The following is a 24,719-nucleotide window of genomic DNA, read 5'->3' as shown; positions in this document are numbered from 1 at the left end:
GCTAGGCGTCCATTTTCGACCTGCAAGTGCCAGCCCCTATGGATGACGTCACGGCGATTCTCGATCACCTCAATCCCGCCCAGCGCGAGGCGGTCAGTGGGCCCCAGGGCAATATGCTGGTGCTCGCCGGGGCTGGTTCCGGCAAGACCCGGGTGCTGGTGCATCGTATCGCCTGGCTGCTGCAGACCGAGGGCATGTCGCCCTACGCCATCCTCGCCGTGACCTTCACCAACAAGGCGGCCCGCGAGATGCGTACCCGCCTCGAGGCGCTGCTCGGCCTGTCGCTGCGCAACATGTGGGTGGGTACCTTCCACTCCATTGCCCACCGTCTGCTGCGCACCCACTGGCAGGATGCGCGGCTGCCGCAGCACTTCCAGATCATCGACAGCGACGACCAGCTGCGCCTGGTCAAGCGCCTGCTCAAGGATCACCGCATCGACGACGAGCGCTTTCCGCCGCGCCAGGTGCAGTACTTCATCTCCGGCTGCAAGGAGGAGGGGCTGCGGCCGCATCAGGTCGATGCCCACGGTGATGGCTACATGGCGCAGATGGTCGAGCTCTACGAACGCTATCAGCTGACCTGCGAGCGCAGCGGGCTGGTCGACTTCGGTGAACTGCTGCTCAGGAGCCTCGAGCTGCTGCGCGATACCCCGGCGCTGCTGGCCCACTACCAGGCGCGTTTTGGCCATGTGCTGGTCGACGAGTTCCAGGACACCAACACCCTGCAGTACGCCTGGCTCAAGCTGCTCACCGGCGAGAGCGCCGGCATGACCGTGGTTGGCGACGACGACCAGTCGATCTACGGTTGGCGCGGCGCGCGGGTCGAGAACATTCGCCGCTTCGAGCAGGAGTTCCACGACACCCGCACCGTGCGCCTCGAGCAGAACTACCGCTCCACCAGCGCCATCCTCGACGCCGCCAACGCCTTGATCAGCCACAACACCGGGCGCATGGGCAAGGAGCTGTGGACCGAGGGCGCCAAGGGCGAGCCGATCTCGGTCTATGCCGGCTTCAACGACCTCGATGAAGCGCGCTTTATCGTCGATACCATTGGCGAGCAGGTGCGCGACGGCGCGGCGCGCCGCGAGATCGCGATCCTCTACCGCTCCAACGCCCAGTCGCGGGTGCTCGAGGAGACCCTGATCCGCCAGGGCGTGCCCTACCGCATCTACGGTGGCCAGCGCTTCTATGAGCGCCTCGAGATCAAGAACGCCCTGGCCTACCTGCGGCTGCTGCTCAATCGTGAGGACGACGCCTCGCTGGAGCGCGTCATCAACGTGCCGGCTCGCGGCATCGGCACCCGCACCGTGGAGATCCTCCGCGAGCATGCGCGGCTCAACAACGTCTCGCTGTGGCAGGCGCTGCACGACGCGCTCAGCGATGCGCTGCTCAAGGGCCGCGCCGCCAATGCGGTGCGCGCCTTTGCCGAGCTGATCGAACAACTCGACAACGATACCGCCGGCATGGCGCTGCACGAGATCATCGCCCACGTAAACCACGCCAGCGGGCTGGTCGAGCACCACGCCAATGAGAAGGGCGAGAAGGGCCAGGCGCGGATCGAGAACCTCGAGGAGCTGATCAACGCTGCCCGCGCCTTTACCCAGGGCGATGCGCTGGAGAACCAGGAGGTCGGCGAGGGCGCCGCAGCGCTGGAGCCGTTCCTCTCCGAGGCGGCGCTCAACGCCGGCGACCACGAGGCCGACGAGTTCGAGGACTGCGTGCAGCTGATGACCCTGCACTCCGCCAAGGGGTTGGAGTTTCCCGTCGTGTTCGTCTCCGGGGTCGAGGAGGGGCTGTTCCCGCACAAGATGTCGCTGGAGGAGCCGGGCCGCCTCGAGGAGGAGCGCCGGCTCTGCTATGTGGGTCTGACCCGCGCCATGCGCAAGCTCTACCTGACCTACGCCGAGCTGCGCCGGCTGCACGGCAAGGAGACCTTCCAGCGGCCGTCGCGCTTCCTGCGCGAGCTGCCCGAGGAGCTGCTCGAGGAGGTGCGCCTGCGCGGCCAGATCTCGCGCCCGGTGACCGCCAGGCCGGCGGTGGGCCTGTCGCGCCAGACCTCGGTGGATGGCGGCGGCGACTTGCCCAGCCTGTCGCTGGGCCAGCGGGTCAGCCATCCGCTGTTCGGCGAGGGGGTGATCCTCAACGCCGAGGGCGAGGGCGAACGCGCCCGGGTCCAGGTCAGCTTCGAGGGTGAGGGTGACAAGTGGCTGGTGCTGGGCTTTGCCAAGCTGACGCCGCTGTAGAGAGAGTAAGTGAGGAACGCTGGCGGCAGGGTGTAGGGGAGGTTTGCGCCGTGGGTGAGAAGCATCGCTTCGAACGGGCTGGCCATGGATGGCCAGCACCGGTCCTGTAAGCGGAGCAGGATGCGAGAGCGCAGCAGGGCGCAAGGTAGCGCCCAGGGACAGGTTTACAGCGCCTCCCTGTAAGCCTACCGCCAGATCAGTTCCGAGCGGTGCAGCTTTTGCGATGGTGCAAGAGCCCCCACTTCGACCTACCGCCAGCGTTCCTCGCGCACAGCCATGACGCTAAATGTGTACGTTGAGCGACGGGACTTGCCGAACGAAAGTCGGCTTAGCATACTCGCTGGCGGACGCTTTCCCGCAGGATCCAGGAAACACTGCATAACTGTCTGCGCGTCGCTCGCCGATTTATTCAGCGCTTCCCTAAGCCTGCCAGGAAATCACAACAACGCTTCTGGAGTTCGCCTTCATGCAACGCCGTAACTTTCTCAAGACCCTGGGGGCCGGTGCCGCCGGCGTCGCCGCAGCACCCTTCATCTCCACCGCCAAGGCCGACGAGGTCATCACCTGGCGCATGGTCACCTCCTGGCCGCAGAACTTCCCGGCGCTGGGCACCGGGGCCAAGGACTTCGCTGAGCGCATCGAGCGGCTCTCCGGCGGTCGCATGCGCGTCGAGGTGCTCGGCGCCGGCGAACTGGTCCCGGCCCTGGAAGTCTTCGATGCGGTCGCCGCGGGCACCGCCGAGATGGGCCACTCCGCCGCCTACTACTGGCGCGGCAAGGTCGCCGCGGCGCAGTTCTTCACCGCCGTGCCGTTTGGCATGAACACCACCGAGACCAACGCCTGGCTCTACAACGGCGGCGGTCAAGAGCTGTGGGACGAGCTTTACGCCCAGCACAACCTCAAGCCGTTCGCGGTGGGCAACACCGGCACCCAGATGGCCGGCTGGTTCAAGAAGGAGATTCATTCACTGGACGACATGCGCGGCGTGCGCATCCGTCTGCCGGGGCTGGCCGGCGAGGCCATGAACGGCATCGGCGCTACCGCCGTGAACATGCCCGGTTCGGAGATCTTCACCTCGCTGCAGACCGGCGTGCTTGACGCCGCCGACTGGGTTGGGCCCTACAACGACATGGCCTTCGGCCTCTACCAGGTCGCCGACTACTACTACACCTCGGTGTGGAACGAGCCCAGCGCGGTGCTCGAGGGCACCATCAACCTGGATGCCTGGAACGCCCTGCCCGACGACCTCAAGGACGTGGTCACCGAAGCCGCGCGCAGTGCCAATCTGTCGATGATCGACGAGTTCACCTACCGTAACGCCCAGGCCCTCGAGACCCTGGTCGAAGAGCATGGCGTCGAGCTGCGCACCTTCCCCGATGACGTCATGCAGGCGCTCTACGAGTCCTCCATGGAGGTGCTGCAGCGCCAGGTCGATGACGATCCCGACTCGAAGAAGATCTACGACTCCTACCTCGCCTTCCAGCGCCTGGTACGGCCCTTCACTGACGTGGGCGAGTATGCCTATCTCAAGGGGCGCGACACCGTGGGTGCCTGACCGACGACGCCGTGAATGAAGGGTGCCCTTGGGCACCCTTCGTCGTTCAGGCGTCGGGGACGGCGCGTATCCGCCCATTGTCGTCCAGGGCGACCATCACGAAGCGCGCCTCGGTGACCTTGTACAGCTCGTCGGGGTTGTGCTCCTGGTGGGGGCGGATCCACACCTCGACGTCGACCTTTACCGAGCTGCGGCCCACCTCATGGATCGCGGTATAGATATTGACCACCGAGCCGACCCGCACCGGGCACAGGAAATCCATCGGCTCCAGCGCTACCGTAGCGGTGCGGCCGTGGGCCTGGCGCCCGGCGGCCAGTTCGGCGGCCTGGTCCATATGGCCGATCAGCCAGCCGGCGGGGATATCGCCGTAGAAATTGGTATCCTGCCGGGAGGCCAGCAGTTTCAGTGTCAGTTGGCCCTGGGGCGCGGGTACATCGTCGAGGTCGGTCATGGAGTGTGCAGCATCTTGTTGTTGTGAAAAGAGAGTGATGTGTTGGGCGTGCCGCATCGCGGCATCGTCGCATCATCATATACGCCAGCCGCGGGCAAGCTCCAGTGGCTGCGACACCCCGCCTCGCAGCCGGCTGGGGCGAGTGGCCAGCGTCTGCCTGCTGCTGTGCTGGCTGCTGATGGCCTGGCCGCTAGCCGCTGCCGAGCGTGCGGTGGTCGGCAGCCTCGACTCGGTGGGCTCGGAGACCCTGGCCGGACTGATGTTGCGCTGGGGTGAGCAGCTCGAACGCGACTACCCCGGGGTGCGCCTGCAGCTGCAGGCCAGCGGCTCGGCCACCGCGCCGACGGCACTGGCGGCGGGCACCAGCCGGCTGGGCCCGATGTCGCGACGCATGTCGGCGGCCGAGCGCGAGGCCATCGTGGCGCGCCAGGGCCATCCGCCGCTGGAGATACCGGTGGCGCTGGATGCCCTGGCGGTGTTCGTGCATCGCCACCACCAGCTCGAGGCGCTGAGCCTCGCCCAGCTCGATGCGATCTTCTCGGATACCCGGCGCTGCGGTGCGGCCCGGCCACTGGGACGTTGGCAGGATGTCGCGGGGAGCAAGCAACAAGGCAGCATCACGCGACACGGCCGCAATTCGGTCTCCGGCACCCACGGCGTTTTCAAGCGCCAGGCGCTGTGCGGCGGCGATTTTCGTCTCGACGTCAACGAGCATACCGGCTCGGCGGCGGCGGTAGCGGCGGTGGCCGGCGCTCCTGGGGCGATCGGCTACGCTGGCGCCGGCTATCTCACTGCTGGCGTGCGCGCCGTGGCGCTGGAGAACGCCGCCGGCGAGGCGGTGGCGCCCAGTGCAGAGGCGGTGCTCAGCGGCGACTATCCGCTGTCGCGGCCGCTCTACCTCTACGTCAACCTGCCTCCGGGCGAGCGTTTGCCGCCCGCCGAGGCGGCATTTATCGCGCTGGTACTCTCCGCCGAGGGCCAAGCGCTAGCCGAGGAGAGTGGCTTCATCGCGCTGCCCGAGGCGTTGCGCCGGGCGGCCCGGGCGCAGCTCGGGCTTGGGGAAGGCTGATGTCATCTATTTGTCATCGAACTGCCTTATTGTCATGGTTACCCGCGGCTGACGAGCACCCTTAATGACCGATCACGCGGCTTCTCTTCGACAGCGCCTGCGCTTTATACGCGACCGCTTGGCCACGGCGCTGATCAGTGCCTGTGGCATCGGCGTGATTGCTGCAGTGCTGGCAATCGGGGTGTTTCTGGCCGTCGAGGTGGCGCCGCTGTTTGTGGCACCCGAGGTGCGCGAGCAGGCTACCGACGGCGCCTCCCTGCCAGCGCTTGCCAGCCTGCCGACGGATAGCCTCAGCGCCGCGGGCGAGCAGCAGCAGTGGCAGGCCGACGGCCGTGAACTGGTGGTCTTTCAGCGCATGGCCAGCGGGCTCGAGCTGGCGGGCCGTGTCGAGGCGGTGCCGCCGTCGCGTCGCATTACGGCGCTGGCGGCGCTGCAAGGCGGGCGGGCGCTGCTGATTGGCGACGATGGCGGCGGTGTGCAGCGCTGGGTGACGCTGGCCGATCAGGATTTGCCGGTGCCGGCGAGCCGCTATCAGGCGCTGGGATCGGCGCCGATCCGCCAGCTGATCGCGCTGCCCGATCGCCAGGCGCTGGCGCTGAACGAGGCCAACCAACTGGGGCTCTACCAGGCCATCGGCGGCCTGCGCTGGCAGGGCCAGGCGCCAAGCGGTGAGGCGCTGGGCTGGGACGACCAGGGCGACTTGTGGTGGGGCACCGCGGAGGCGGCCAGCCGCCTCGAGGTCGACGCCGAGCACGCCGAGGTCAGTTGGCGCAGCCTGTGGCTGCCGCAGCACTACGAGGGCCACGCCGCACCCCAGCAGCGCTGGCAGACCAGCGTCAGTGACAGCCGCGATGAGCCGCGCTACGGCCTGGCGCCACTGGCCTGGGGCACGCTCAAGGCCGCCGCCTATGCGCTGCTGGTGGCAATTCCGCTGGCGCTGGGAGCCGCAGTACACACCGCCTGCTTCATGTCGGCGGGGCTACGCACGCGCATCAAGCCGACCCTGGAGCTGATGGAGGCGCTGCCCGGCGTCGTGCTGGGCTTTATCGCCGGGCTGGTGTTGGCACCCTGGGTCGAGCGTCATCTCCCGGGCGTGCTGGCGCTGCTGCTGGTGTTGCCGCTGGGCATGCTGAGCGGCGGCGCACTCTGGGCGTGCTGCTCGGCACGTTGGCGCCAGCGCTTGCCGCTGAGCTGGGCGGGGCTGTGGCTGATGCCGTGGCTGGCGCTGCTGGCGGCACTGGCGCTGTGGCTGTCGCCGAGCCTGGAGCGCTGGTGGTTCGACGGCGACATGCGCAGCTGGCTGGAACTCCAGCTGGGCCTGGACTATGCCAGCCGCAACGCCATGATCGTCGGCCTGGCCATGGGCCTGGCGGTGATGCCGACCATCTACGCGCTGGCCGAGGATGCGCTCTCCGGGGTACCCAAGAGCCTCGCCGAGGGGGCCGCGGCGATGGGCGCGACGCGCTGGCAGGCGCTATGGAAGGTGGTGCTGCCGGCGGCCAGTCCAGGCATCTTCGCCGCGCTGATGATCGGCGCCGGCCGCGCGGTGGGCGAGACCATGATCGTACTCATGGCCACCGGCAACACCGCGGTGATGACCGCCAGCCCCTTCGACGGCCTGCGCTCGCTGTCGGCCAATATCGCCATCGAGCTGCCCGAGGCGGCGCTGGGCGGCACCCACTACCGGCTGCTGTTCCTCAGTGCGCTGCTGCTGTTCGTGTTCACCTTCTGCGTCAATACCCTGGCCGAGGTGGTGCGTGGCCGGCTCAGGCGCCGCTATCAGCGACTCGGCGGGTCGACATGAGGCGGCTGCGAGGCGAAGGCCCCTGGGCGTGGCTGGCGGCCGGTAGCGTGGCGCTGTCGCTGCTGCTGCTGGTGGCACTGCTGGCGCTGCTGGCGGGCCGCGGGCTGGCGCACTTCTGGCCTGGTGAGCTGGTCCAGATCGAGCTCGACGACGGCAGCCGCTTCGCCGCCCGCCCCGGTCGCGAGGAGCGTAGCGCCGAGGGAGTCGAGCGGCTCTATCACACCGGCAACCGCGAGTGGCTGGGCACGCCCTGGCGCTGGATCGAGGTGGCGCGGATCGTCGAACAGCGGCGTCCGGCGGAGCTGGTGATCGTCGAGCGCCGCCGCTGGGGCGACTTCATCGGCCGCGTGGCGGGTCTCGAGGAGGATGGCGTGGCCCTCGACATCGATGATGAGGCGGCGCGCTGGACGACACTCGATGAACGTCTGGGGCGCCTGGCGCAGTTGCGTGAGGCACGTGATGCGCTGCGCCAGCAGGCGGTGATGCCGCGGGTGCGAGCGCTGGCCGCGGAGCAGGATGTCGCCAGCCGGGCTCGGCTCGAGGACGAGCTGGCCGCGGCCAACGCCGAGGTGCTGGCGCTGCAGGCGCGCATGGCCCGCGATCGCGTCGTGCTGGAGAGCGTCACGGGTGAGCGCCTGGCGCTGCCGCTGGAGGAGGTGCTGGCGCTGCAGCGTCCCAACGCCATGTCGCTGCCGGCCAAGCTCGGCGCCTGGGGCGAGCGGGCATGGCGCTTTCTCAGCGAGGGGCCGCGCGCCGCCAACACCGCCGGCGGCGTGTGGCCGGCAATCTTCGGCACCGTGCTGCTGGTGCTGCTGATGTCGCTGCTGGTGGCGCCGTTCGGCGTGCTGGCGGCCATCTACCTCAACGAGATCGCCCACCAGGGGCGGCTGACACGACTGGTGCGGATCAGCGTGCGCAACCTCGCCGGGGTGCCATCGATCGTCTATGGCGTGTTCGGCCTCGGGGTCTTCGTCTACGGCATCGGCGGCAGCCTCGACGAGTGGTTCTTCAGCGAGCAGCTGCCGTCGCCGACCTTCGGCACCGGCGGGCTGCTGTGGGCCTCGCTGACCCTGGCGCTGCTGACCCTGCCGGTGGTGATCGTGGCCACCGAGGAGGGCCTGGCGCGGATACCCGACCATCAGCGCGAAGGCGCCCTGGCGCTGGGCGCCACGCGGCTCGAGACGCTGCGCCGGGTGGTGGTGCCGATGGCGCTGCCGGCGATGCTCACCGGGATGATCCTGGCGGTAGCGCGGGCTGCTGGTGAGGTGGCGCCGCTGATGCTGGTGGGGGTGGCCAAGCTGGCGCCTCAGGTAGCGCTAGACGGCGAGTTTCCGTTCCTGCATCTTGAACGCAAGTTCATGCATCTTGGCTATCATATCTTCGACGTTGGCTTTCACAGTGGCGATGTCGAGGCCGCGCTGCCGCTGGTATACGCCACGGCGCTACTGCTGGTGATGGTCATTCTGGTGCTTAACCTGACTGCAATCTTCTTGCGGCATCATCTCAAGGCGCGTCATGGCGCGCTGCCACGCTAGGAGGTCCGAGAGCCGTGCTTGCGCAACCCGATACCCCGGCCGCTAACGCCAGCCGTGACGCGGTGATCGACATCGATCCTGGCGCCAGCTGTCTGGAAATCCAGGGGTTGAGCCTGGCCTATGCCGGTACTCCGGCGCTCAGCGATCTCACGCTGCGCGTGCCGCGGCATCGGGTTACGGCCTTTATCGGGCCGTCGGGCTGTGGCAAGTCGACGCTGCTGCGCGCGCTGAACCGGCTGCACGATCTCAACGAGACGGTCAGCCGGCGCGGCGCGATCCGCCTCGAGGGCCAGGAGATTCACGCCCCCGAGGTGGCGGTGGCCGAGTTGCGGCGGCGGGTGGGGATGGTCTTCCAGACCCCCAACCCCTTCCCGATGTCGATCTACGAGAACGTCGCCTTTGGCCTGCGCCTGCAGGGCGGCCTGCGTAAGCGCCAGCGCGATGAGGTGGTGGAGTGGGCGCTACGTTCGGCGGCGCTGTGGGATGAGGTCAAGGAGCGCCTCGGTGCCTCGGCCTGGTCGCTGTCCGGCGGTCAGCAGCAGCGCTTGGTAATCGCCCGCACCCTGGCGGTCAAGCCCGAGGTGCTGCTGCTCGACGAACCGGCATCGGCGTTGGACCCGATCTCGACGCTGAAGATCGAGGAGCTGATCCGCAGCCTCAAATCGCAGCTGACGCTGGTGCTGGTCACCCACAACATGCAGCAGGCGGCGCGGGTCTCGGACTACACCGCCTTCCTGCACGGCGGCGAGCTGGTCGAGTACGCGCCCACCGACGCACTGTTCACCAACCCGCGCCTGGTGCGCACCGAAAACTACATCACCGGCCGCATGGCCTGAGCCGAGGCTCCCGCCGCTGCCGAACAGGAGAGTCAGCATGGATATCACTAGCGATACGCACAGTCAGCATATTTCCAAGCAGTTCAACCAGGAACTCGAAGAGCTCAAGACCCATCTGATGGCGATGGGCGGGCTGGTCGAGAAGCAGGTCCAGGACGCCGTCACCGCGCTGCTCGACGGCGACAGCCGGCTGGCCGAGCGGGTCCGCGACAACGATGACGCGGTCAACGACATGCAGCTCAAGATCGACGACGAATGCACCCGGGTGCTGGCGCGGCGCCAGCCGGCGGCCTCCGACCTGCGCCTGGTGCTGGCGGTGATCCGTGCCACCTCGGATCTCGAGCGCATCGGCGACGAGGCCAGCAAGATCGCCCGCAACGCCATGAGCCTGGCCGAGGCCGGCAACGGCAGCAAGGGCTTCATCGAGGTGCGCCATATCAGCGAGCACGTGCGCAAGATGGTGCGCGATGCGCTGACCGCGTTCGCGCGCTTCGATATCGACTTGGCCCTGGAGGTGGTGCACGAGGACGAGGCGGTGGACAGCGAGTACACCACCGCCATGCGCTCGCTAATGACCTTCATGATGGAGGATCCGCGCTCGATCTCCTCGGTGCTCAGCGTGATGTGGATTCTGCGCGCCCTGGAACGCATCGGCGATCACGCCAACAACCTCGCCGAGTACGTGGTATATCTGGTCAAGGGACTGGATATTCGTCATATCGATCCCGACGAGCTCGACGAAGAAGCGATCAAGCGGCGCGGTTGATGGCAGCGCTCTCGGCTCTCGATGCCTTGAGCCGCGGCACCCGGCTAGTCTACTCGCCGGGGCTGCGGCGCTATGTGTTCGTGCCGCTGGCGGTCAACCTGCTGGTCTATGCCGCCATGCTGTACTATGTGCTCAGCCACTTCGGCGGTTGGCTGGCGGGCTGGATGGCCATGGTGCCTGGCTGGCTGGCCTGGCTGGAGTGGCTGATCTGGCCGCTGTTCGTGGTGACTCTGGTGCTGATGGTGTTCTTCACCTTTACCCTGATCACCCACCTGATCGCCGCCCCCTTCTACGGCTTTCTCGCCGCCAGGGTGGAGGTGGTCGCCTGCCAGCGTCAGCCCCTCGACGATCGTGGCCTGCTGCGCACCGGCGTCGATGCACTGGGCCGCGAACTGGTCAAGCTGGCGTATATCCTGCCGCGGCTGACGCTGCTGCTGGTGATCAGCTGGATTCCGGCGCTCAATGTGCTGGCGCCGCTGCTGTGGGCGGCCTTCTCGGCCTGGGTGATGGCGATCACCTACCTCGACTACCCGATGGATAACAACAAGGTCACCTTCGCTGACATGCGCCGCCGGCTCAGGGCGCGTCCCTGGCCGACGCTCAGCTACGGTGGCCTGGTGACGCTGATCACCTGGCTGCCACTGGCCAACCTGCTGCTGCTGCCCGGCGCCGTGGCCGGCGCGGTACTGATGTGGGACCGCCACTATCGTGGCCAGTCCGACTGAGTCAGATCCGCCCCTCCTCCACCGCGTGGCAGGCCACTTCGCTGCCGTCGCTGTGCGCGATCAGCGCCGGCGCCTCCCGCGAGCAGCGCGCGTTGGCGTGGGGGCAGCGTGGGTGGAAGGCGCAGCCCGAGGGCGGATGCACCGGGTTGGGTACCTCGCCCTCGATGACGCTGCGCTGCTTGCCCATGCCGGTCAGCGTCGGCACCGCCTCGAGCAACATCCGCGAGTAGGGGTGGCGCGGCGTGGCGAACAGCTGCTCGGCGGGGGCGATCTCGGCGATATGGCCGAGGTACATCACTGCGATGCGGTCGGCCATGTGCTTGACCACCGCCATGTCGTGGCTGATGAACAGGTAGGTCAGCCCGTACTCGCGCTGCAGGTCGCGCATCAGGTTGAGGATCTGCGCCTGCACCGAGACGTCCAGCGCCGAGGTCGGTTCGTCGCAGACCATGAACTCCGGCTCGTTGGCCAGCGCCCGGGCGATGGAGATGCGCTGGCGCTGGCCGCCGGAGAACTCGTGGGGGTAGCGGTTGGCGTCCGGCGCCGACATCCCGACCTGCTCGAGCAGCTCGCCGACCCGGGTGCGGCGCTGGGTAGCGCTCAGCTCGGGGCGAAACACCCGCAGCGGCTCGCCGATGATGGTGCCCACCCGCCACAGCGGATTGAGGCTGGCGTAGGGGTCCTGGAAGATCATCTGGAAGCGCTTGCGCACCGCCGCGGCCTGCTTGCCGCTGCGGTTGACCAGGTCGCTGATGTCCTCGCCGTCGAACAGCAGGCGGCCGCGGGTCAGGCCGTAGAGGCCGACGATCAGCCGCGCCACGGTGGACTTGCCGCAGCCGGACTCGCCGACCAGCGCCAGGGTCTCGCCGCGGCGGATGGCGAAGCTGACGCCGTCCACCGCCTTGAGGGTGAGCCTGTCGCTGCGCTCCAGCACGCGATTCAGCCACGGCTTGGAAACGTCGAAGTGGCGCGCCAGGTCGCGGGCCTCGAGCAGCACCTCGCCGCCCGCGGCGGACTCAAGGAGTTCAGTGGCCATCGGCGGCGACCTCCTCGCTAACGGGAATGACGGGATCAATGGGGTCATGCAGCCAGCAGGCGGCGCGGCTGGTGCCGGCCGGCAGCAGGTCGGGTCGCTCGCGGCGGCAACGCTCGGTGGCATGCGGGCAGCGCGGGTTGAAGGCGCAGCCGCTGGGGATCGCCGCCAGCCGCGGCATGGCGCCCTCGATCTGGTAGAGCCGCTCGCGGGAGGTCTCGATGCCTGGAATCGATGCCATCAGGCCGCGGGTGTAGGGGTGCTGCGGTTCGCGAATCACCGCCTCCACCGGGCCGATCTCGATCAGCCGGCCGGCGTACATCACCGCTACCCGATCGGCGGTCTCGGCGATCACCCCCATGTCGTGGGTGACCAGCATCACCGCGGTGCCGCGCTCGGCGCACAGCCGCTTGAGCAGTGCCAGGATCTGCGCTTGCACCGAGACATCCAGCGCCGTGGTGGGCTCGTCGGCGATCACCAGTTCGGGTTCGGCGGCCAGCGCCAGGGCGATCACCACGCGCTGACGCATGCCGCCAGAGAACTGGTGCGGGTAGGCGTCGAGGCGATTCTCCGGGGCCGGGATGCCCACCTCGCGCAGCAGTTCGAGGGCTCGTCCGCGGGCCTGCTTGTGGTTCATCGGCAGGTGGGCACGAATCGTCTCGATCAGCTGCTCACCCACTGAGAACAGCGGGTTGAGGCTGGTCAGTGGGTCCTGGAAGATCATCCCGATATGGCGCCCGCGCAGCGGCACGAAGGCGTCCTCGTCGAGGTCGTCGATGCGCTGCGAGCCGAGGTGGACCTCGCCGCCGGCGATGCGCCCGGGCGGCTCGAGCAGCTGGATCACGGCGTTGCCGGTCATCGACTTGCCGGCTCCGGATTCGCCGACCACGCCGAGGATCTCGCCGGGGGCGATATCGAAGCTGACGTCGTCGAGCGCCACCAGGGTGCCGTGGCGAGTGGGGAACTCGACCCGCAGCTCGCGCACGCTGAGCGCCGGCACGCTGGGCGTGTCGCGGCTATCTGAGCTTGGGGTTGAGGACATCACGCAGCCAGTCTCCGAGCAGGTTGACGGAAAGCGCCAGCATCAGCAGCGCCAGGCCGGGGAACAGCAGGATCCACCACTCCCCGGAAAACATGTAGTCCTGGCCGACCCGGATCAGGGTGCCCAGGCTCGGCTGGGTGGCTGGCATGCCGACCCCCAGGAACGACAGCGTAGCCTCGGCGATGATTGCCAGGGCCAGGCCGATGGTGCCGATCACCAGCACCGGTCGCATCACGTTGGGTAGGATATGCTGGAACAGGATATTGCGCGCCGGCAGGCCGATCACCCGCGCTGCCTGGACGTACTCCTTGCCTTTCTCGACCAGAGTGGCGCCGCGCACTGCGCGGGCGTACTGCACCCAGTCGGAGAGGCCGATGGCCACGATCAGCACGATGATCGCCACCTCGGCGTGCATCGAGCGCGGCAGGAAGCCGCGCACCACGCCGAAGATCAGCAGCGCCATGAGAATCGAGGGAAAGGTCAGCTGGACGTCGGCGATGCGCATGATCAGGGCATCCCGCCAGCCGCCGCGGAAGCCCGCCATCAGCCCCAGGGCGGTGCCCAACACCAGCGCGAAGAGCACCGCGGCGAAGCCCACCAGCAGTGATATCCGCGAGCCGTAGAGGATCGCCGAGAACACGTCGCGGCCCTGGCTGTCGCTGCCCAGCAGGTAGAAGTTGCCGGTGAAGTCCGAGGTGGTCAACGGTGGTGCGAAGGCGTCGATCAGGTCGAGCTGGCGCGGGTCGAAGGGGTTCTGCGGCGCGATCCACGGCGCGAACAGCGCGCCCAGGAACATGACCAGGGTCACCAGGGTGGCGAGTATCACCACCGGCTGGTGCTTCCACGAATAGACGATGTCGCTGGCGAGGAAGCGTTGCAGCTTGCCGGGACGGGGTGGCGGCGTGGTGGTATGCCGTGTGTCGTTCATTTGGCACCTCCCTGGACGCGCAGGCGCGGGTCCACCGCGTAGTAGAGCAGGTCGACGATCAGGTTGATGACCACGAACACCAGCGCGATCATCATCAGGTAGGCGGCCATCACCGGGATGTCCACGAAGCGCACCGCGGTGATGAAGAGTGCCCCGACCCCCGGCCACTGGAACACCGTCTCGGTGATGATGGCGAAGGCGATGATGGTGCCCAGCTGGAGGCCGATGATGGTGATCACCGGGATCAGGGTGTTCTTCAGCGCGTGGCGCAGGTTGACCACACGCTTCGACAGGCCCCGGGCGCGGGCGAACTTGATGTAATCGGCGCGCAGCACCTCGAGCATCTCGGCGCGCACCAGGCGCATGATCAGGGTCAGTTGGAACAGCCCCAGGGTGATTGCCGGCAGGATCAGCGAGCGCAGCCCGCTGGTGGTCAGCAGCCCGGTGGTCCACCAGTCGCCGAGACGCACCGTCTCGCCGCGACCGAAGGCCGGCAGCCAGCCGAGCTCCACGGCGAACACATAGATCAGCAGCACGCCGATCAGGAAGGTCGGCAGCGACACGCCGATCAGCGACGCGGTCATGATGAAGTTGGACAGCCAGTTGCCGCGGTTGAGCGCGGTGTAGATGCCCAGCACGATGCCCATCACCACCGCGAAGATGGCCGAGATGATGGCCAGTTCCAGGGTCGCCGGCAGACGCTCGACGATCAGGTCGGTCACCGGCCGCGCCGAGCGGTAGGAGATGCCGAACTCGAACTGGGCGGCGTTGGCGATGAACTGGAAGAACTGGATCGCTATCGGTTGGTCGAGGCCGAGGCGCGTGCGCAGCTCGGCGCGATCGGCCTCGGTGGCCTCCTGGCCGACCATGTTGAGGACCGGGTCACCGACGTAGTGAAACAGCGAAAATGCAATGAGCGCGACCACCAGCATCACGAAGATGGCCTGGAAGACGCGCTGGATCAGGAATGCCAGCATGGGATCTCCACGGTGCAGCCCTCCGCGCGAGGATAACGCGGGGAGGGCCTAGCACGGGTTACGGCTTAGTTATTAAAACGCAGGTATTTGAAGTGCGGGGTATTTTCGCTCTGCACCTGGAAGTCGATATCGTCACGCATCGACCAGGTCAGCATCTGGTGGTGGATCGGGATATAGAGGATCTCGTCGTGGACGATTTGCCAGGCCTCGCCGATCATCTCGTTGCGCGCCGCCTCGTCGGTCTCCTGGCCCATGGCCACGGTCAGCTCGTCGACCCGCTCGTCGGAGTAGCCGGTGAAGTTCCAGCTGCCGCGATCCTCCTCCTTGGTGTGGTAGAGGTAGTTGAAGATGTACTCCGAATCCATGGTCGGCACGCCCCAGCCGAGCAGGTAGAAGTCGTACTCCTCGCGGGCCATCTCGGCGAAGTGCAGCGAGCGGGTCTGGGCGATCAGGTCGACGGTGATGCCGATCCGCGCCAGCATGCTGACCACCGCCTGGCAGATCTGCTCGTCGTTGACGTAGCGGTCGTTGGAGCAGTTGAGGGTAACGCGGAAGCCGTCGCCGTAGCCGGCCTCGTTCATCAGTGCCTGGGCGCGCTCGACATCGGCCGGCAGCACCTCGTCCATCTCCTCGCTGTAGCCGTTGACGAACGGCGGTGCGATCATCCCGGCAGGCTCGGAGTTGCCGCGCATCACCGAGCGCTGGATGGTGGTGGTATCCACGGCGAGGTTGATCGCCTCGCGCACGCGGCGGTCGGCGAAGGGGTTGCTGTCGACGTCGGCGCTGTCGAGCACCTCGAGGTCCATGCGCATGCCGAGGAAGATGGTGCGGTTTTCGGCGCCCTGCTCGTTCTTGATGCCGTCAGCCTGGGCCAGGCGCTCGATATCCTGTACCGGGGTCTCCTGGAGCAGGTCGACCTCACCGGAGAGCAGCGCGGCGACGCGGGTCGAGGCGGACTCGATGGGGGTGAAGATCAGCTCGGAGATCTCCATCGGGTAGTGATCGATGCCCCAGTAGTCGTCGTTGCGCACGAACACCGTACGCACATCCGGCTCGCGGCTCTCGACGCGGAACGGCCCGGTGCCGTTGGCGTTGCGCACGGCATAGGTCTCTTCGCCGGCGGCGTAGTTCTGCGGCTCCTCGACGCCGTGCTCCTCGGCCCACTCGCGGCTCATGATGAACAGGTTGGTGAGGTTGTTGGGCAGCAGCGGGTTGGGGCCGTCGGTGACCACTTCCACGGTGAAATCGTCGGCGGCACGCACCTCGACGATCGACGTCAGCAGGCCGCGCATGTCGGCATGCTCGTGGCGCGCGCGGTTGAGCGAGAAGACCACGTCGTCGGCGGTCAGCGCCTGGCCCTCGTGGAAGGTCACCCCCTCGCGAATCTCGAATACCCAGACGCTGGGATCATCCTCGTGAACGTACCAGTCAGTGGCCAGGCCGGGCTGGTACTCCACGTCCATGTCCTGGTAGAGCAGGGTGTCGAAGATCTGGTGGTTGACCGAGTGGGTCGGCCCCTCGTTCTGGGAGTGCGGATCCATGGTCAGGCTGTCGGCGGAGCGGGTCCAGCGCAGCGTCTCGGCGTGGGCCGTGGAGGCCAGCATGGCGCCGATCACGGCGGTGGCCAGCAGGGTCTTGTTGAACGTCATGTTGTTTTGTCCTCGGTTCACTCAAGCGTTTGATGGGCGACTGCCCGTGTGAGATTTCTCTCACAAGGTAGCTGAGAATGCCAGGGGAGCTTGGCGCCATCTTTCAGCGCTGTTTTGACTGTTGCATATGAAACTGTCCTGCGACAGCCGCGCCTCAGGCCTGAGACGATGCTGCGACGGCACTCGGCCGGGACAGACGGGTGGCCGGGAAAACGCAGCGAAACAGCGCGCCGCGGCCGGGGTGGGAGACGATCTCGAGGTGTGCGTCGTGGCGCAGCAACACGTGCTTGACGATCGCCAGGCCCAGGCCGGTGCCACCGGTGGCGGTGCTGCGGCCCTTGTCGACGCGGTAGAAGCGCTCGGTGAGGCGCGGGATGTGTACCGGGTCGATGCCCTCGCCGTCGTCCTCGACCTCGAGGCAGGCGTCGTCGCCCTGGGTGCGCCAGCGCAGCGTGATGTGGCGGTCGTCGCCGGCGTAGCGCACGGCGTTGAAGACCAGGTTGGAGATGGCGCTGCGCAGCTCCTGTTCGCTGCCCACCAGCCGGCGCGGATCGTGGCACTCCACCAGCAGCCGGTGGCGCCCGGCGGAGAGCGACTCGGCGTCGCGGCGAATCGCCTCGAGCAGCGCCTCGACGGCCACCGGCGCCTCGTCGTCGCCGCGCCGGTCTATCTCCAGCCGCGACAGCAGCAGCAGGTCGTTGACCAGGTTCTGCATGCGCGAGGTCTGGGCCTGCATCTGGCCCAGACCACGGGCCAGGCGCGGCGGCAACTGATCGGCGATGTCGGTGTAGGTTTCGAGGTAGCCGGCCAGCACCGTCAGCGGCGTGCGCAGCTCGTGGGAGACGTTGGCCACGAAGTCGCGGCGCATCTGCTCGAGGCGGTGCAGGCGAGTGATGTCGCGGGCCATCAGCAGTCGCTCGTCGTCGCCGTAGAGGGTGATCTGGAACTGCAACACCTGGCGCTCATCGATGGGCGAGGTCAGCGTCAGCGGCTCGCGGTAGTCGCGGGCGTTGAAGTAGTCGATGAAGCGTGGATCACGCAGCAGGTTGGTGATGTGCTGGCCGCGGTCGTGGACGGTTTGCAGCCCCAGCATGCGTCCGGCGGCGCTGTTCCACCACTCCAGGTCGCCGCGACGGTCGAGCATCACCACGCTGTCGCTCATCGCCTCCGAGGAGTCCTGGATGCGCTTGAGGGTGTCGCGCAGGCGCTGCTGGGTGATGCGCTGGGCCTTCTGATACTTGTAGAGGCGGTCGAACAGTTCGCCCCACAGGCCGCGGGCGGCGGGCGGTTCGGCGTGGGGATGACGGGTCAGCCAGCGGTGCAGAGCGTGCAGCTGGCGCAGCTGCAGCAGCAGCACGATGGCTAGGCCTGCGGCCAGACCGAGACTGGTGGTGCCCAGCAGCCAGCCGACCAGGCTGGCGGCGGCGGTGATCAGCGCCAGGCGGCACAGCTCGCGGCTCCACAGACGCATGTCAGATCTTGGCGGAGAACCGATAGCCGGTACCGCGCACGGTCTGGATCAGATGCTGATGGGGTTCGCCCAGCGCCTTGCGCAGGCGGCGAATATGCACATCCACGGTTCGCTCCTCGACATAGACATTGCCGCCCCACACCTGGTCGAGCAGCTGACTACGAGTATAGGCGCGTTCCTGGTGCGTCATGAAGAACTGCAGTAGACGATATTCGGTGGGGCCGATCTCCACCGCGCTGCCGTGGGCGCTGACCCGGTGGCTGGCGGGGTCGAGTATCAGCCCCTCGACCTCCACCGCCTCCTCGACGCCCTTGGGCGTGGTGCGGCGTAGCACGGCCTTGAGGCGTGCCACCAGCTCGCGGGGCGAGAACGGCTTGGTGATGTAGTCGTCGGCGCCGGCCTCGAGGCCCTGAATCTTGTTGTCCTCCTCGCTCTTGGCGGTGAGCAGGATGATAGGCAGTTCGCTGGTGGTTTCCTCGCGCTTGAGGCGGCGTGCCAGCTCGATGCCACTGGTGCCCGGCATCATCCAGTCGAGCAGTAGCAGGTCGGGCTGGTTGTCGACGATCATGGCATGGGCATCCTGGGCGTTGTCGGCCTCGAGCACCCGGTAGTCGGCCATCTCGAGGGCCACGGCGATCATTTCGCGGATGGGGGCTTCGTCATCGACGATCAGAACGGTCTTGGCGGTCATCCGGTGGCCTCATCGGGGTCATGACAGTATGGCGATTACAACGCGCTTAGATGACATTCTCGTTACAACCCTACCCCTCTGGCCATAGCGTCAGCGCCAGACCGGCGAACAGCACCAGCCCCGCCCAGTGGTTGTTGAGGAAGGCCTGGAAGCAGCGCTCCCGGGAGCGGTCGTGGATCAGCCACTGCTGGTAGACGAAGATCGCCGCCATGGCCGCCAGCCCGAGCCAGTAAAAGGCGCCGAGCCCGAGGCGCTGGCCGATCCAGCCGAGCAGGCCCAGGGTGACCAGCTGCAGCAGGCCGATGATCGCCTTGTCGGCGCGGCCGAACAGCACCGCGGTGGACTTGATGCCAATCTCGCGGTCGTCGTCGCGGTCGACCATGGCGTACTGGGTATCGTAGGCCACCGTCCAGGCCAGGTTGGCAGCGAACAGCAGCCAGGCTTCGGGCGGCACATGGCCGAGCACGGCGCCGAAGGCCATGGGAATCGCCCAGGAGAAGGCGGCGCCCAGGAATACCTGCGGGAAGTGGGTGTAGCGCTTCATGAAGGGGTAGATGAAGGCCAGCACCACGCCGCCGATCGACAGCAGGATGGTGAACAGGTTGGTGAACAGCACCAGCAGGAAGGCCAGCGCCACCAGGCCGGCGAACAGCCCCTTGGCCTCCTGCTCGCTGATGCGGCCGGTGGCCAGCGGACGCTCGCGGGTACGCTTGACGTGGCCGTCGACGTGGCGATCGGCGTAGTCGTTTATCACGCAGCCGGCGGCGCGCATGGCGTAGACCCCGGCGACGAAGATGAGCAGGATATCGCGACTCGGCAGGCCCTCGGCGGCGAGCCACAGCGCCCATAGCGTCGGCCACATCAGCAGCCAGGTGCCGATCGGCCGGTCGAGGCGCATCAGGCGCAGGAAGTCGGGCAGGCGTTTCAAGCCGCGAGGGCGAGGGGGGTGGTCCATATCAGTCTCCAGCAGCGACGCAGCCTAGCCTAGCGCGGTGGCAGCGCCAATTCATCCGCCATGGTAGCGAGAAAGAACTCCTGTACCAGCACCGCGAAGCGGCCGTGGCGAAATACCGAGCGGCGGCCCCAGGGCCCCGCTGGGTTCAGCGCGGCGGCAAAGGGCGCGGGATCGGCGCTGACATCGATGGGGCTGCGCTCGAGATCGGGCTGGCGGAACAGCCAGCTGCCCAGCGAGCGCTCGCCGAGCCGCTCGAGGCGCTGGCCGCGCAGCTGGGCGAGTGGCGCCACCGAGCGGGCCACCACCCAGGGGCGCTGGTCGACGCACAGCGCCACCTGGCGTAGCCAGGCCGCCTGGTGCCGCGGCAGCCCCAGGGCACGGGCCTCGTCGAGGCGCGGCCGGCCCAGGCGCTGATCGAGCAGCCTGACGCGGAACGGGCGACCGTCGGCGGCGGCGATAAGCCGTGCGGTCAAGGAGTCGCTGGAGGCGACCCACTGCCACCAGGCGGCGCTCATGGCCGGGCGGTGGGCGGCGGCGGCGCGCCAGCGGCAGCGCGGGAAGCACAGTGATGGGCGGTCGGGCACCGGCGGGCTCCGGGTCAAAAACGGGGCCGTAGTGTACCATGGGCGACCAATGATCCCGGTTGCCTGATCCCGATTCCCAGGAGTTTCATGGACGCCCCCTTGACCCTCATCGGCAGCGGCATGGCCGCGCTGGGCCTGGTGCGCCAGCTGCGCGCCCGCGACGCCCGGCGGCCGATTACCCTGATCACTGCCGACAGCGGCGACGACTACTCGAAGCCGCTGCTTTCCACCGGCTTCACCAAGCGCTTGCCGCCTGAGCGGCTGGCGACGCGCTCGGCGCTGGAGGTGGCCGACCAGCTCGGCGTGGTGATGCGAACCCACACCCGGGTCACGGCCATCGACCCTGCTGCGCGCAGCCTTTCGATAGGTGCGGAAACCCTGCCCTACGGCGAGCTGGTGATCGCCACCGGTGCCGCTCCCCGGGTACCCTTTGCGATCCCCGAGGCGGTTGCCTCGCGGGTTTTTACCATCAACGACCTCGACGACTACCGCGGCTTTTACGCCGCCCTCGAGGCGCTGGGGCGCCCGGCACGGGTGGCGATCATCGGTGCCGGCCTGGTGGGCTGCGAGTTCGCCAACGACCTGGTCGCGGGTGGCCATGCGGTAAGCCTGATCGCCCCGGAGGCCACCCCGTTGCCACGGCTGTTGCCCGAGCCGCTGGGCCGAGTGCTGGGCGAGGCGTTTGGCGAGGCGGGTATCGCGCTGAATCTGGAGCGTCAGCTCACGGCGCTGGACGCGCAGGGCAGTCAGGTGGCGGTGTGCCTCGATGACGGCCATGCGCTCGCCGCCGATCTGGTGCTGGTGGCTACCGGCCTGGTGCCGCGCACCAGGCTCGCCGCCGAGGCCGGACTGGCGGTCAGTGACGCCGGTATTCGCGTTGATCGCCAGCTGCGCAGCTCGCAGCCGGGTATCTACGCGCTGGGCGACGTGGCCTGCGTGGCGGGGGTCAACGCGATGTACGTGCAGCCACTACAGGCCAGCGCCAAGGCACTGGCGGCGACACTTGCCGGCGAGCCCAGCGAGGTTCATTACGGCGCCTGGCCGATCCTGGTCAAGACCCCGCTGCTGCCCTGCGTGGCACTGCCGCCAATCCAGCCGGTGGCACGCTGGCGTATCGAGGGCGAAGGCGCCGATCTGGCGGCTCTGGCCGAGGCCGAGGACGGCCGTTTGAGTGGATTTGCGTTGACAGGCGCCTGCGTCAGGCGGAAAGTCGCACTGGCGCGGGCGGCACCGGCGTTGCTAGTCTAATGACGTTGCGTTGCGAGCCAGTACTCATTACCGCGTAACCAAACCGTAAACGTGTTCTTTAGCGAACAATAACACGGCGGCCGTGCCGCCATGCCAATGCCAAACTAGGAGGGCTATATGCGCAAGCCAGAACTCGCCTCGGCGATTGCCGAGCGTGCCGATCTTTCCAAGGACAAAGCCAGCCAGGTGCTCAACGTCATTCTCGACGAGATCACCGGCAGCGTGTCGAAGGGCCAGGACGTGTCACTGATCGGCTTCGGCTCATTCACCGTGCGCGAGCGTGCCGCACGCACCGGCAAGAACCCCCAGACTGGCCAGCCGCTGACCATTCCGGCCAGCAAGACCGTGGCGTTCAAGCCCGGCAAGGCGCTCAAGGACGCCGTCGCCAAGTAACGCTGCCCCATGATGCGACGCCCAGTGCCGAACCCCCTTGGCCGTCGGCGTCGTATCTGTACGACCCACTTCCACGCCAGGACATACCATGAAGCTGCGACTGATGCTGTGGCTGCTCGGCTTGTTGCTCAAGCGGGCGCAGCGGCGCAAGCCGGCGTTTCGCCAGGCGCTCGACGAGATGCGTGGCCTCGATTGGGGCATCGCCACCGAAGATTTGTCCATCGCGCGTCACTACCGGATGTCGCCACGCGGCATCGAGACGGCCTCCGGGCTGCCGGTGGACCTCGACCTGGAGCTGCGCTTCAGCGACCCCGATAGCGCGGTGCAGGTGCTGCGCAAGCCGACACAGCGCCGTTTTCTCGACGGCATGATGAGCGGCAAGGTACGCCTGGTCGGTGACTCCAAGGATCTGACCCGGTTGCAGACGTTGCTGCGACATCTCTAGGTTGCAGTCCGCGTTGACACCGACGCTAGCCAGCCATCGTTATACTAACGTATAACAACCCTATGCCGACTACGCTCTCGTTACCGCTGCGTCGCCTGTGGACGCTGGACAAGTTCGCCTACAGCCTGCGGGTCTTCCTGGCCTTCAGCGGAGCGCTGCTGCTCAGTTGGGGGCTGGGCGAGGTGGCGCTGGTGATACCGCTGTTCCTGGGCATCATCGCCAGCGCCCTGTCGGAGACCGACGACAGTTGGCAGGGGCGCCTGCAGGCGCTGCTGGTGACCCTGGCCTGCTTTGCCGTGGCCTCGTTCAGCGTGCAGTGGCTCTACCCCTGGCCGTGGCTGTTCGCCGCCGGCCTGGGCCTGGCCACCTTCGTGCTGATCATGCTCGGCGCCATCGGCCAGCGTTATGCCACCATCGCCTCCGGCACGCTGATCCTGTCGATCTACTCGATGATCAATATCGAGCATCATGGCGGCGTGCCCGACGACGGTCCCTGGCACCAGCCACTGCTGCTGCTGGCCGGGGCGGCCTGGTACGGGCTGATCTCGGTGATCTGGTGTGCGCTGTTCTCGCGCCAGCCGGTCAAGCAGAGCATGGCGCGGGTCTACAAGACGCTGGGCGAGTACCTGGTGCTCAAGTCGGCGCTGTTCGAGCCGCTGCGCGACGTCGATATCGAGGCGCGGCGGCTGGCCCTGGCACGCCAGAACGGCAAGGTGGTGGAGGCCCTCAATCAGGCCAAGGAGATGATCTTCCGGCGCCTCGAGGGCCAGCGTGGCGATCGCAAGCTCAACCGCTACCTGCGCATCTACTTCATTGCCCAGGATATCCATGAACGGGCCAGCTCTACCCACTACCCCTATGCCGCCCTGACCGAGGCATTCTTCCACCACGACGTGCTATTCCGCTGCCAGCGGCTGCTCGATCAGCAGGGCCTGGCCTGTCGGCGCCTGGCCAAGGCGCTGTTGCTCAACCGACCCTTCGATCACCGCCAGAGCGAGCAAGCGCTGGAGGATCTGCGTGCCTCGATCGATAATCTGCGCGACCAGCGCCGCCCCGCCTGGCGCGAACTGCTGTTCCCCCTCGAGGCGCTGGCCGACAACCTCGCCACCCTGGAGTCACAGCTGGCCAGCGCCCACAATCCGGATGCCGACGAGCCGCGCCGCGACGATGCGCTGTTCGACCGTTCGCCAAGCAGCCTGAGAGACGCCTGGGAGCGTATTCGCCTCAACCTGACGCTGGCGTCACCGACCTTTCGCCACGCCTTGCGCCTGCCGCTGGCGCTGCTCGCCGGCTACGGGTTGCTGCAGTGGCTCGACCCCCAGCAGGGCTTCTGGATCCTGCTCACCACGCTGTTCGTATGCCGGCCCAACTTCGCCACCACGCGGCGCTTCCTGACCCAGCGAATAACCGGCACGGTGCTCGGTTTGGTGGTCGGCTGGGCGTCGATCACGCTGTTTCCGCAGCCGCTGGTGCAGAGCCTGATCGCGGTGATCGCCGGAGTGGCGTTTTTTGCCAACCGCGAGAAGCACTACGTGATCGCCACCGCCTCGATCACCCTGCTGGTACTGTGCAGCTTCAACCAGGTCGGCGACGGCTTCGACCTGATCTGGCCGCGGCTGTTCGATACCCTGCTCGGCGCGTTGATCGCCGGGCTGGCGGTGTTGTTCATCCTGCCCGACTGGCAGGGCCGGCGCCTCAACCGCGAAGCGGCCAAGGTGCTGACCAACTGCCGCGGCTACCTCGACGAGATCATCCACCAGTACGAGGCTGGCAAGCAGGACGACCTGGCCTACCGGCTGGCGCGGCGCAACGCCCACAACGCCGATGCCGCGCTGTCGACGGTGCTGACCAACATGCTTCACGAGCCGGGCCACTACCGTAAGGCGGAGGCCGACGACGGGCTGCGCTTCCTGGTACTCTCCCACACCCTGCTCAGCCACCTTTCGGCACTGGGTGCCCACCGCCACCGCCTGGCCGACGACGAGGATGACGCCACGCTGGTGCCGCTGGCCCGCGAGATCGGCGTCCTGCTCGGCGAGATCGCCGAGGCGCTGGCGGCGCGGCGCCCGCTGCGGGCGCTCGAGGCCGAGGTGAATGCACTGCTCGAACGGCTCGAGGCGCCGCTGGCGGAGGCCGGCGAAGCGCAAGCGCCCTACCGGCCGATCCAGAGCCAGCTGCGCTTGATCGCCCAGCAGCTGGTGCCGATTGGCGAGGCCGCCAATCGGCTGGTGATGGCCGGCGCCGGCGCCGGCGCCTCGCCCGAGGCATCAGCCGCTGCAGCCTGAGCAGGTAGCGAGGGAGACGTCGGCGCGGTATGGC

22 protein-coding genes are annotated in these 24,719 nt (G+C 67.6%); 12 read left to right on the top strand and 10 right to left on the bottom strand.

Annotated features, from left to right (window positions below; genetic code table 11):
• Window positions 1-38: 38 nt before the first annotated feature.
• Complete coding sequence (uvrD, locus tag CK498_RS08825; RefSeq protein WP_095620501.1) at window positions 39-2,243, top strand: DNA helicase II; 2,205 nt, start codon at window positions 39-41, stop codon at window positions 2,241-2,243.
• Window positions 2,244-2,709: 466 nt separating this feature from the next.
• Window positions 2,710-3,798 carry a TRAP transporter substrate-binding protein gene (locus tag CK498_RS08820; RefSeq protein WP_095620500.1) on the top strand — a complete coding sequence of 363 codons (1,089 nt, stop codon included), beginning with the start codon at window positions 2,710-2,712 and terminating at the stop codon, window positions 3,796-3,798.
• 46 nt (window positions 3,799-3,844) lie between these two features.
• Here CK498_RS08820 and CK498_RS08815 read toward each other — a convergent pair whose 3' ends face one another.
• Window positions 3,845-4,249, bottom strand: coding sequence for an acyl-CoA thioesterase (locus CK498_RS08815; protein ID WP_095620499.1), 405 nt, complete (start codon window positions 4,247-4,249; stop codon window positions 3,845-3,847).
• Between the two features lie 37 nt (window positions 4,250-4,286).
• Here CK498_RS08815 and CK498_RS08810 point away from each other — a divergent pair, with 37 nt between their 5' ends.
• From CK498_RS08810 to cysZ, 6 genes are all read left to right on the top strand, one after another.
• Complete coding sequence (locus tag CK498_RS08810) at window positions 4,287-5,318, top strand: PstS family phosphate ABC transporter substrate-binding protein (RefSeq protein WP_229359016.1); 1,032 nt, start codon at window positions 4,287-4,289, stop codon at window positions 5,316-5,318.
• Window positions 5,319-5,856: 538 nt separating this feature from the next.
• A complete protein-coding gene (locus CK498_RS26800) occupies window positions 5,857-7,122 on the top strand; it encodes an ABC transporter permease subunit (protein WP_407645839.1) in 1,266 nt (421 codons plus the stop codon).
• Entirely contained in the window at window positions 7,119-8,657 is a 1,539-nt protein-coding gene (gene pstA, locus CK498_RS08800; protein WP_095620497.1) for a phosphate ABC transporter permease PstA, read from the top strand. Before CK498_RS26800 ends, pstA begins: the two co-directional genes overlap by 4 nt.
• A 62-nt stretch (window positions 8,658-8,719) precedes the next feature.
• A complete protein-coding gene (gene pstB, locus CK498_RS08795; protein ID WP_095620810.1) occupies window positions 8,720-9,493 on the top strand; it encodes a phosphate ABC transporter ATP-binding protein PstB in 774 nt (257 codons plus the stop codon).
• A 37-nt stretch (window positions 9,494-9,530) separates the two neighbouring features.
• The gene (gene phoU / locus CK498_RS08790) at window positions 9,531-10,259 is read left to right on the top strand and encodes a phosphate signaling complex protein PhoU (protein ID WP_095620496.1); all 729 of its coding nucleotides are present in this window, start codon (window positions 9,531-9,533) and stop codon (window positions 10,257-10,259) included.
• Window positions 10,259-10,984: a sulfate transporter CysZ gene (gene cysZ / locus CK498_RS08785; RefSeq protein ID WP_095620495.1), complete on the top strand. Its 726-nt coding sequence runs from the start codon at window positions 10,259-10,261 to the stop codon at window positions 10,982-10,984. The genes phoU and cysZ overlap by 1 nt, the downstream gene beginning before the upstream one ends.
• Before the next feature lies 1 nt (window position 10,985).
• Here cysZ and CK498_RS08780 read toward each other — a convergent pair whose 3' ends face one another.
• The 9 genes from CK498_RS08780 to CK498_RS08740 all read right to left on the bottom strand — a co-directional run bounded on the left by CK498_RS08780 (window position 10,986) and on the right by CK498_RS08740 (window position 20,314).
• On the bottom strand, window positions 10,986-12,020 hold the full coding sequence (locus tag CK498_RS08780) for an ABC transporter ATP-binding protein (RefSeq protein WP_095620494.1): 1,035 nt from the start codon (window positions 12,018-12,020) through the stop codon (window positions 10,986-10,988).
• The gene (locus tag CK498_RS08775; protein ID WP_176475754.1) at window positions 12,010-13,059 is read right to left on the bottom strand and encodes an ABC transporter ATP-binding protein; all 1,050 of its coding nucleotides are present in this window, start codon (window positions 13,057-13,059) and stop codon (window positions 12,010-12,012) included. Before CK498_RS08775 ends, CK498_RS08780 begins: the two co-directional genes overlap by 11 nt.
• Window positions 13,034-13,987, bottom strand: a complete 954-nt coding sequence (locus tag CK498_RS08770; RefSeq protein ID WP_095620492.1) for an ABC transporter permease — start codon at window positions 13,985-13,987, stop codon at window positions 13,034-13,036. Before CK498_RS08770 ends, CK498_RS08775 begins: the two co-directional genes overlap by 26 nt.
• Complete coding sequence (locus CK498_RS08765) at window positions 13,984-14,964, bottom strand: ABC transporter permease (RefSeq protein ID WP_095620491.1); 981 nt, start codon at window positions 14,962-14,964, stop codon at window positions 13,984-13,986. The genes CK498_RS08770 and CK498_RS08765 overlap by 4 nt, the downstream gene beginning before the upstream one ends.
• A 65-nt stretch (window positions 14,965-15,029) precedes the next feature.
• A complete protein-coding gene (locus CK498_RS08760; protein ID WP_095620490.1) occupies window positions 15,030-16,613 on the bottom strand; it encodes an ABC transporter substrate-binding protein in 1,584 nt (527 codons plus the stop codon).
• A 154-nt stretch (window positions 16,614-16,767) separates the two neighbouring features.
• Window positions 16,768-18,084: a phosphate regulon sensor histidine kinase PhoR gene (gene phoR, locus CK498_RS08755; RefSeq protein WP_095620489.1), complete on the bottom strand. Its 1,317-nt coding sequence runs from the start codon at window positions 18,082-18,084 to the stop codon at window positions 16,768-16,770.
• Window position 18,085: 1 nt separating this feature from the next.
• Window positions 18,086-18,775: a phosphate regulon transcriptional regulator PhoB gene (gene phoB, locus CK498_RS08750; protein ID WP_095620488.1), complete on the bottom strand. Its 690-nt coding sequence runs from the start codon at window positions 18,773-18,775 to the stop codon at window positions 18,086-18,088.
• A 70-nt stretch (window positions 18,776-18,845) separates the two neighbouring features.
• Window positions 18,846-19,730 carry a 4-hydroxybenzoate octaprenyltransferase gene (gene ubiA / locus CK498_RS08745; protein ID WP_095620487.1) on the bottom strand — a complete coding sequence of 295 codons (885 nt, stop codon included), beginning with the start codon at window positions 19,728-19,730 and terminating at the stop codon, window positions 18,846-18,848.
• A gap of 29 nt (window positions 19,731-19,759) precedes the next feature.
• Window positions 19,760-20,314: a chorismate--pyruvate lyase family protein gene (locus tag CK498_RS08740; protein ID WP_229359015.1), complete on the bottom strand. Its 555-nt coding sequence runs from the start codon at window positions 20,312-20,314 to the stop codon at window positions 19,760-19,762.
• Between the two features lie 87 nt (window positions 20,315-20,401).
• Here CK498_RS08740 and CK498_RS08735 point away from each other — a divergent pair, with 87 nt between their 5' ends.
• From CK498_RS08735 to yccS, 4 genes are all read left to right on the top strand, one after another.
• Window positions 20,402-21,562: an FAD-dependent oxidoreductase gene (locus tag CK498_RS08735; protein ID WP_095620486.1), complete on the top strand. Its 1,161-nt coding sequence runs from the start codon at window positions 20,402-20,404 to the stop codon at window positions 21,560-21,562.
• A gap of 117 nt (window positions 21,563-21,679) precedes the next feature.
• Window positions 21,680-21,955 carry an HU family DNA-binding protein gene (locus tag CK498_RS08730; RefSeq protein WP_043531173.1) on the top strand — a complete coding sequence of 92 codons (276 nt, stop codon included), beginning with the start codon at window positions 21,680-21,682 and terminating at the stop codon, window positions 21,953-21,955.
• A gap of 88 nt (window positions 21,956-22,043) precedes the next feature.
• Window positions 22,044-22,400, top strand: coding sequence for a hypothetical protein (locus tag CK498_RS08725; RefSeq protein ID WP_095620485.1), 357 nt, complete (start codon window positions 22,044-22,046; stop codon window positions 22,398-22,400).
• Between the two features lie 62 nt (window positions 22,401-22,462).
• Window positions 22,463-24,685 (top strand): YccS family putative transporter, encoded by a 2,223-nt coding sequence (gene yccS / locus CK498_RS08720; protein ID WP_095620484.1) that lies wholly within the window; start codon window positions 22,463-22,465, stop codon window positions 24,683-24,685.
• The last annotated feature ends 34 nt before the right edge of the window (window positions 24,686-24,719 follow it).

Source organism: Halomonas salipaludis, from assembly GCF_002286975.1.
In the GTDB taxonomy this organism is placed as follows: domain Bacteria; phylum Pseudomonadota; class Gammaproteobacteria; order Pseudomonadales; family Halomonadaceae; genus Franzmannia; species Franzmannia salipaludis.
Note: the sequence above shows the minus strand (reverse complement) of the source record. Positions and strands in the feature narration are given on the sequence as shown.

Coding starts and splice junctions, on each gene's coding strand:
- CK498_RS08810 (WP_229359016.1), top strand. CDS start 4,287: ATGTGTTGGGCGTGCCGCATCGCGGCATCGTCGCATCATCATATACGC.
- CK498_RS08820 (WP_095620500.1), top strand. CDS start 2,710: ATGCAACGCCGTAACTTTCTCAAGACCCTGGGGGCCGGTGCCGCCGGC.
- ubiA (WP_095620487.1), bottom strand. CDS start 19,730: ATGGACCACCCCCCTCGCCCTCGCGGCTTGAAACGCCTGCCCGACTTC.
- CK498_RS08760 (WP_095620490.1), bottom strand. CDS start 16,613: ATGACGTTCAACAAGACCCTGCTGGCCACCGCCGTGATCGGCGCCATG.
- phoU (WP_095620496.1), top strand. CDS start 9,531: ATGGATATCACTAGCGATACGCACAGTCAGCATATTTCCAAGCAGTTC.
- CK498_RS08725 (WP_095620485.1), top strand. CDS start 22,044: ATGAAGCTGCGACTGATGCTGTGGCTGCTCGGCTTGTTGCTCAAGCGG.
- CK498_RS08775 (WP_176475754.1), bottom strand. CDS start 13,059: ATGTCCTCAACCCCAAGCTCAGATAGCCGCGACACGCCCAGCGTGCCG.
- phoB (WP_095620488.1), bottom strand. CDS start 18,775: ATGACCGCCAAGACCGTTCTGATCGTCGATGACGAAGCCCCCATCCGC.
- CK498_RS08780 (WP_095620494.1), bottom strand. CDS start 12,020: ATGGCCACTGAACTCCTTGAGTCCGCCGCGGGCGGCGAGGTGCTGCTC.
- phoR (WP_095620489.1), bottom strand. CDS start 18,084: ATGCGTCTGTGGAGCCGCGAGCTGTGCCGCCTGGCGCTGATCACCGCC.
- pstA (WP_095620497.1), top strand. CDS start 7,119: ATGAGGCGGCTGCGAGGCGAAGGCCCCTGGGCGTGGCTGGCGGCCGGT.
- CK498_RS08815 (WP_095620499.1), bottom strand. CDS start 4,249: ATGACCGACCTCGACGATGTACCCGCGCCCCAGGGCCAACTGACACTG.
- CK498_RS08735 (WP_095620486.1), top strand. CDS start 20,402: ATGGACGCCCCCTTGACCCTCATCGGCAGCGGCATGGCCGCGCTGGGC.
- uvrD (WP_095620501.1), top strand. CDS start 39: ATGGATGACGTCACGGCGATTCTCGATCACCTCAATCCCGCCCAGCGC.
- CK498_RS08765 (WP_095620491.1), bottom strand. CDS start 14,964: ATGCTGGCATTCCTGATCCAGCGCGTCTTCCAGGCCATCTTCGTGATG.
- CK498_RS08730 (WP_043531173.1), top strand. CDS start 21,680: ATGCGCAAGCCAGAACTCGCCTCGGCGATTGCCGAGCGTGCCGATCTT.
- yccS (WP_095620484.1), top strand. CDS start 22,463: ATGCCGACTACGCTCTCGTTACCGCTGCGTCGCCTGTGGACGCTGGAC.
- cysZ (WP_095620495.1), top strand. CDS start 10,259: ATGGCAGCGCTCTCGGCTCTCGATGCCTTGAGCCGCGGCACCCGGCTA.
- CK498_RS08770 (WP_095620492.1), bottom strand. CDS start 13,987: ATGAACGACACACGGCATACCACCACGCCGCCACCCCGTCCCGGCAAG.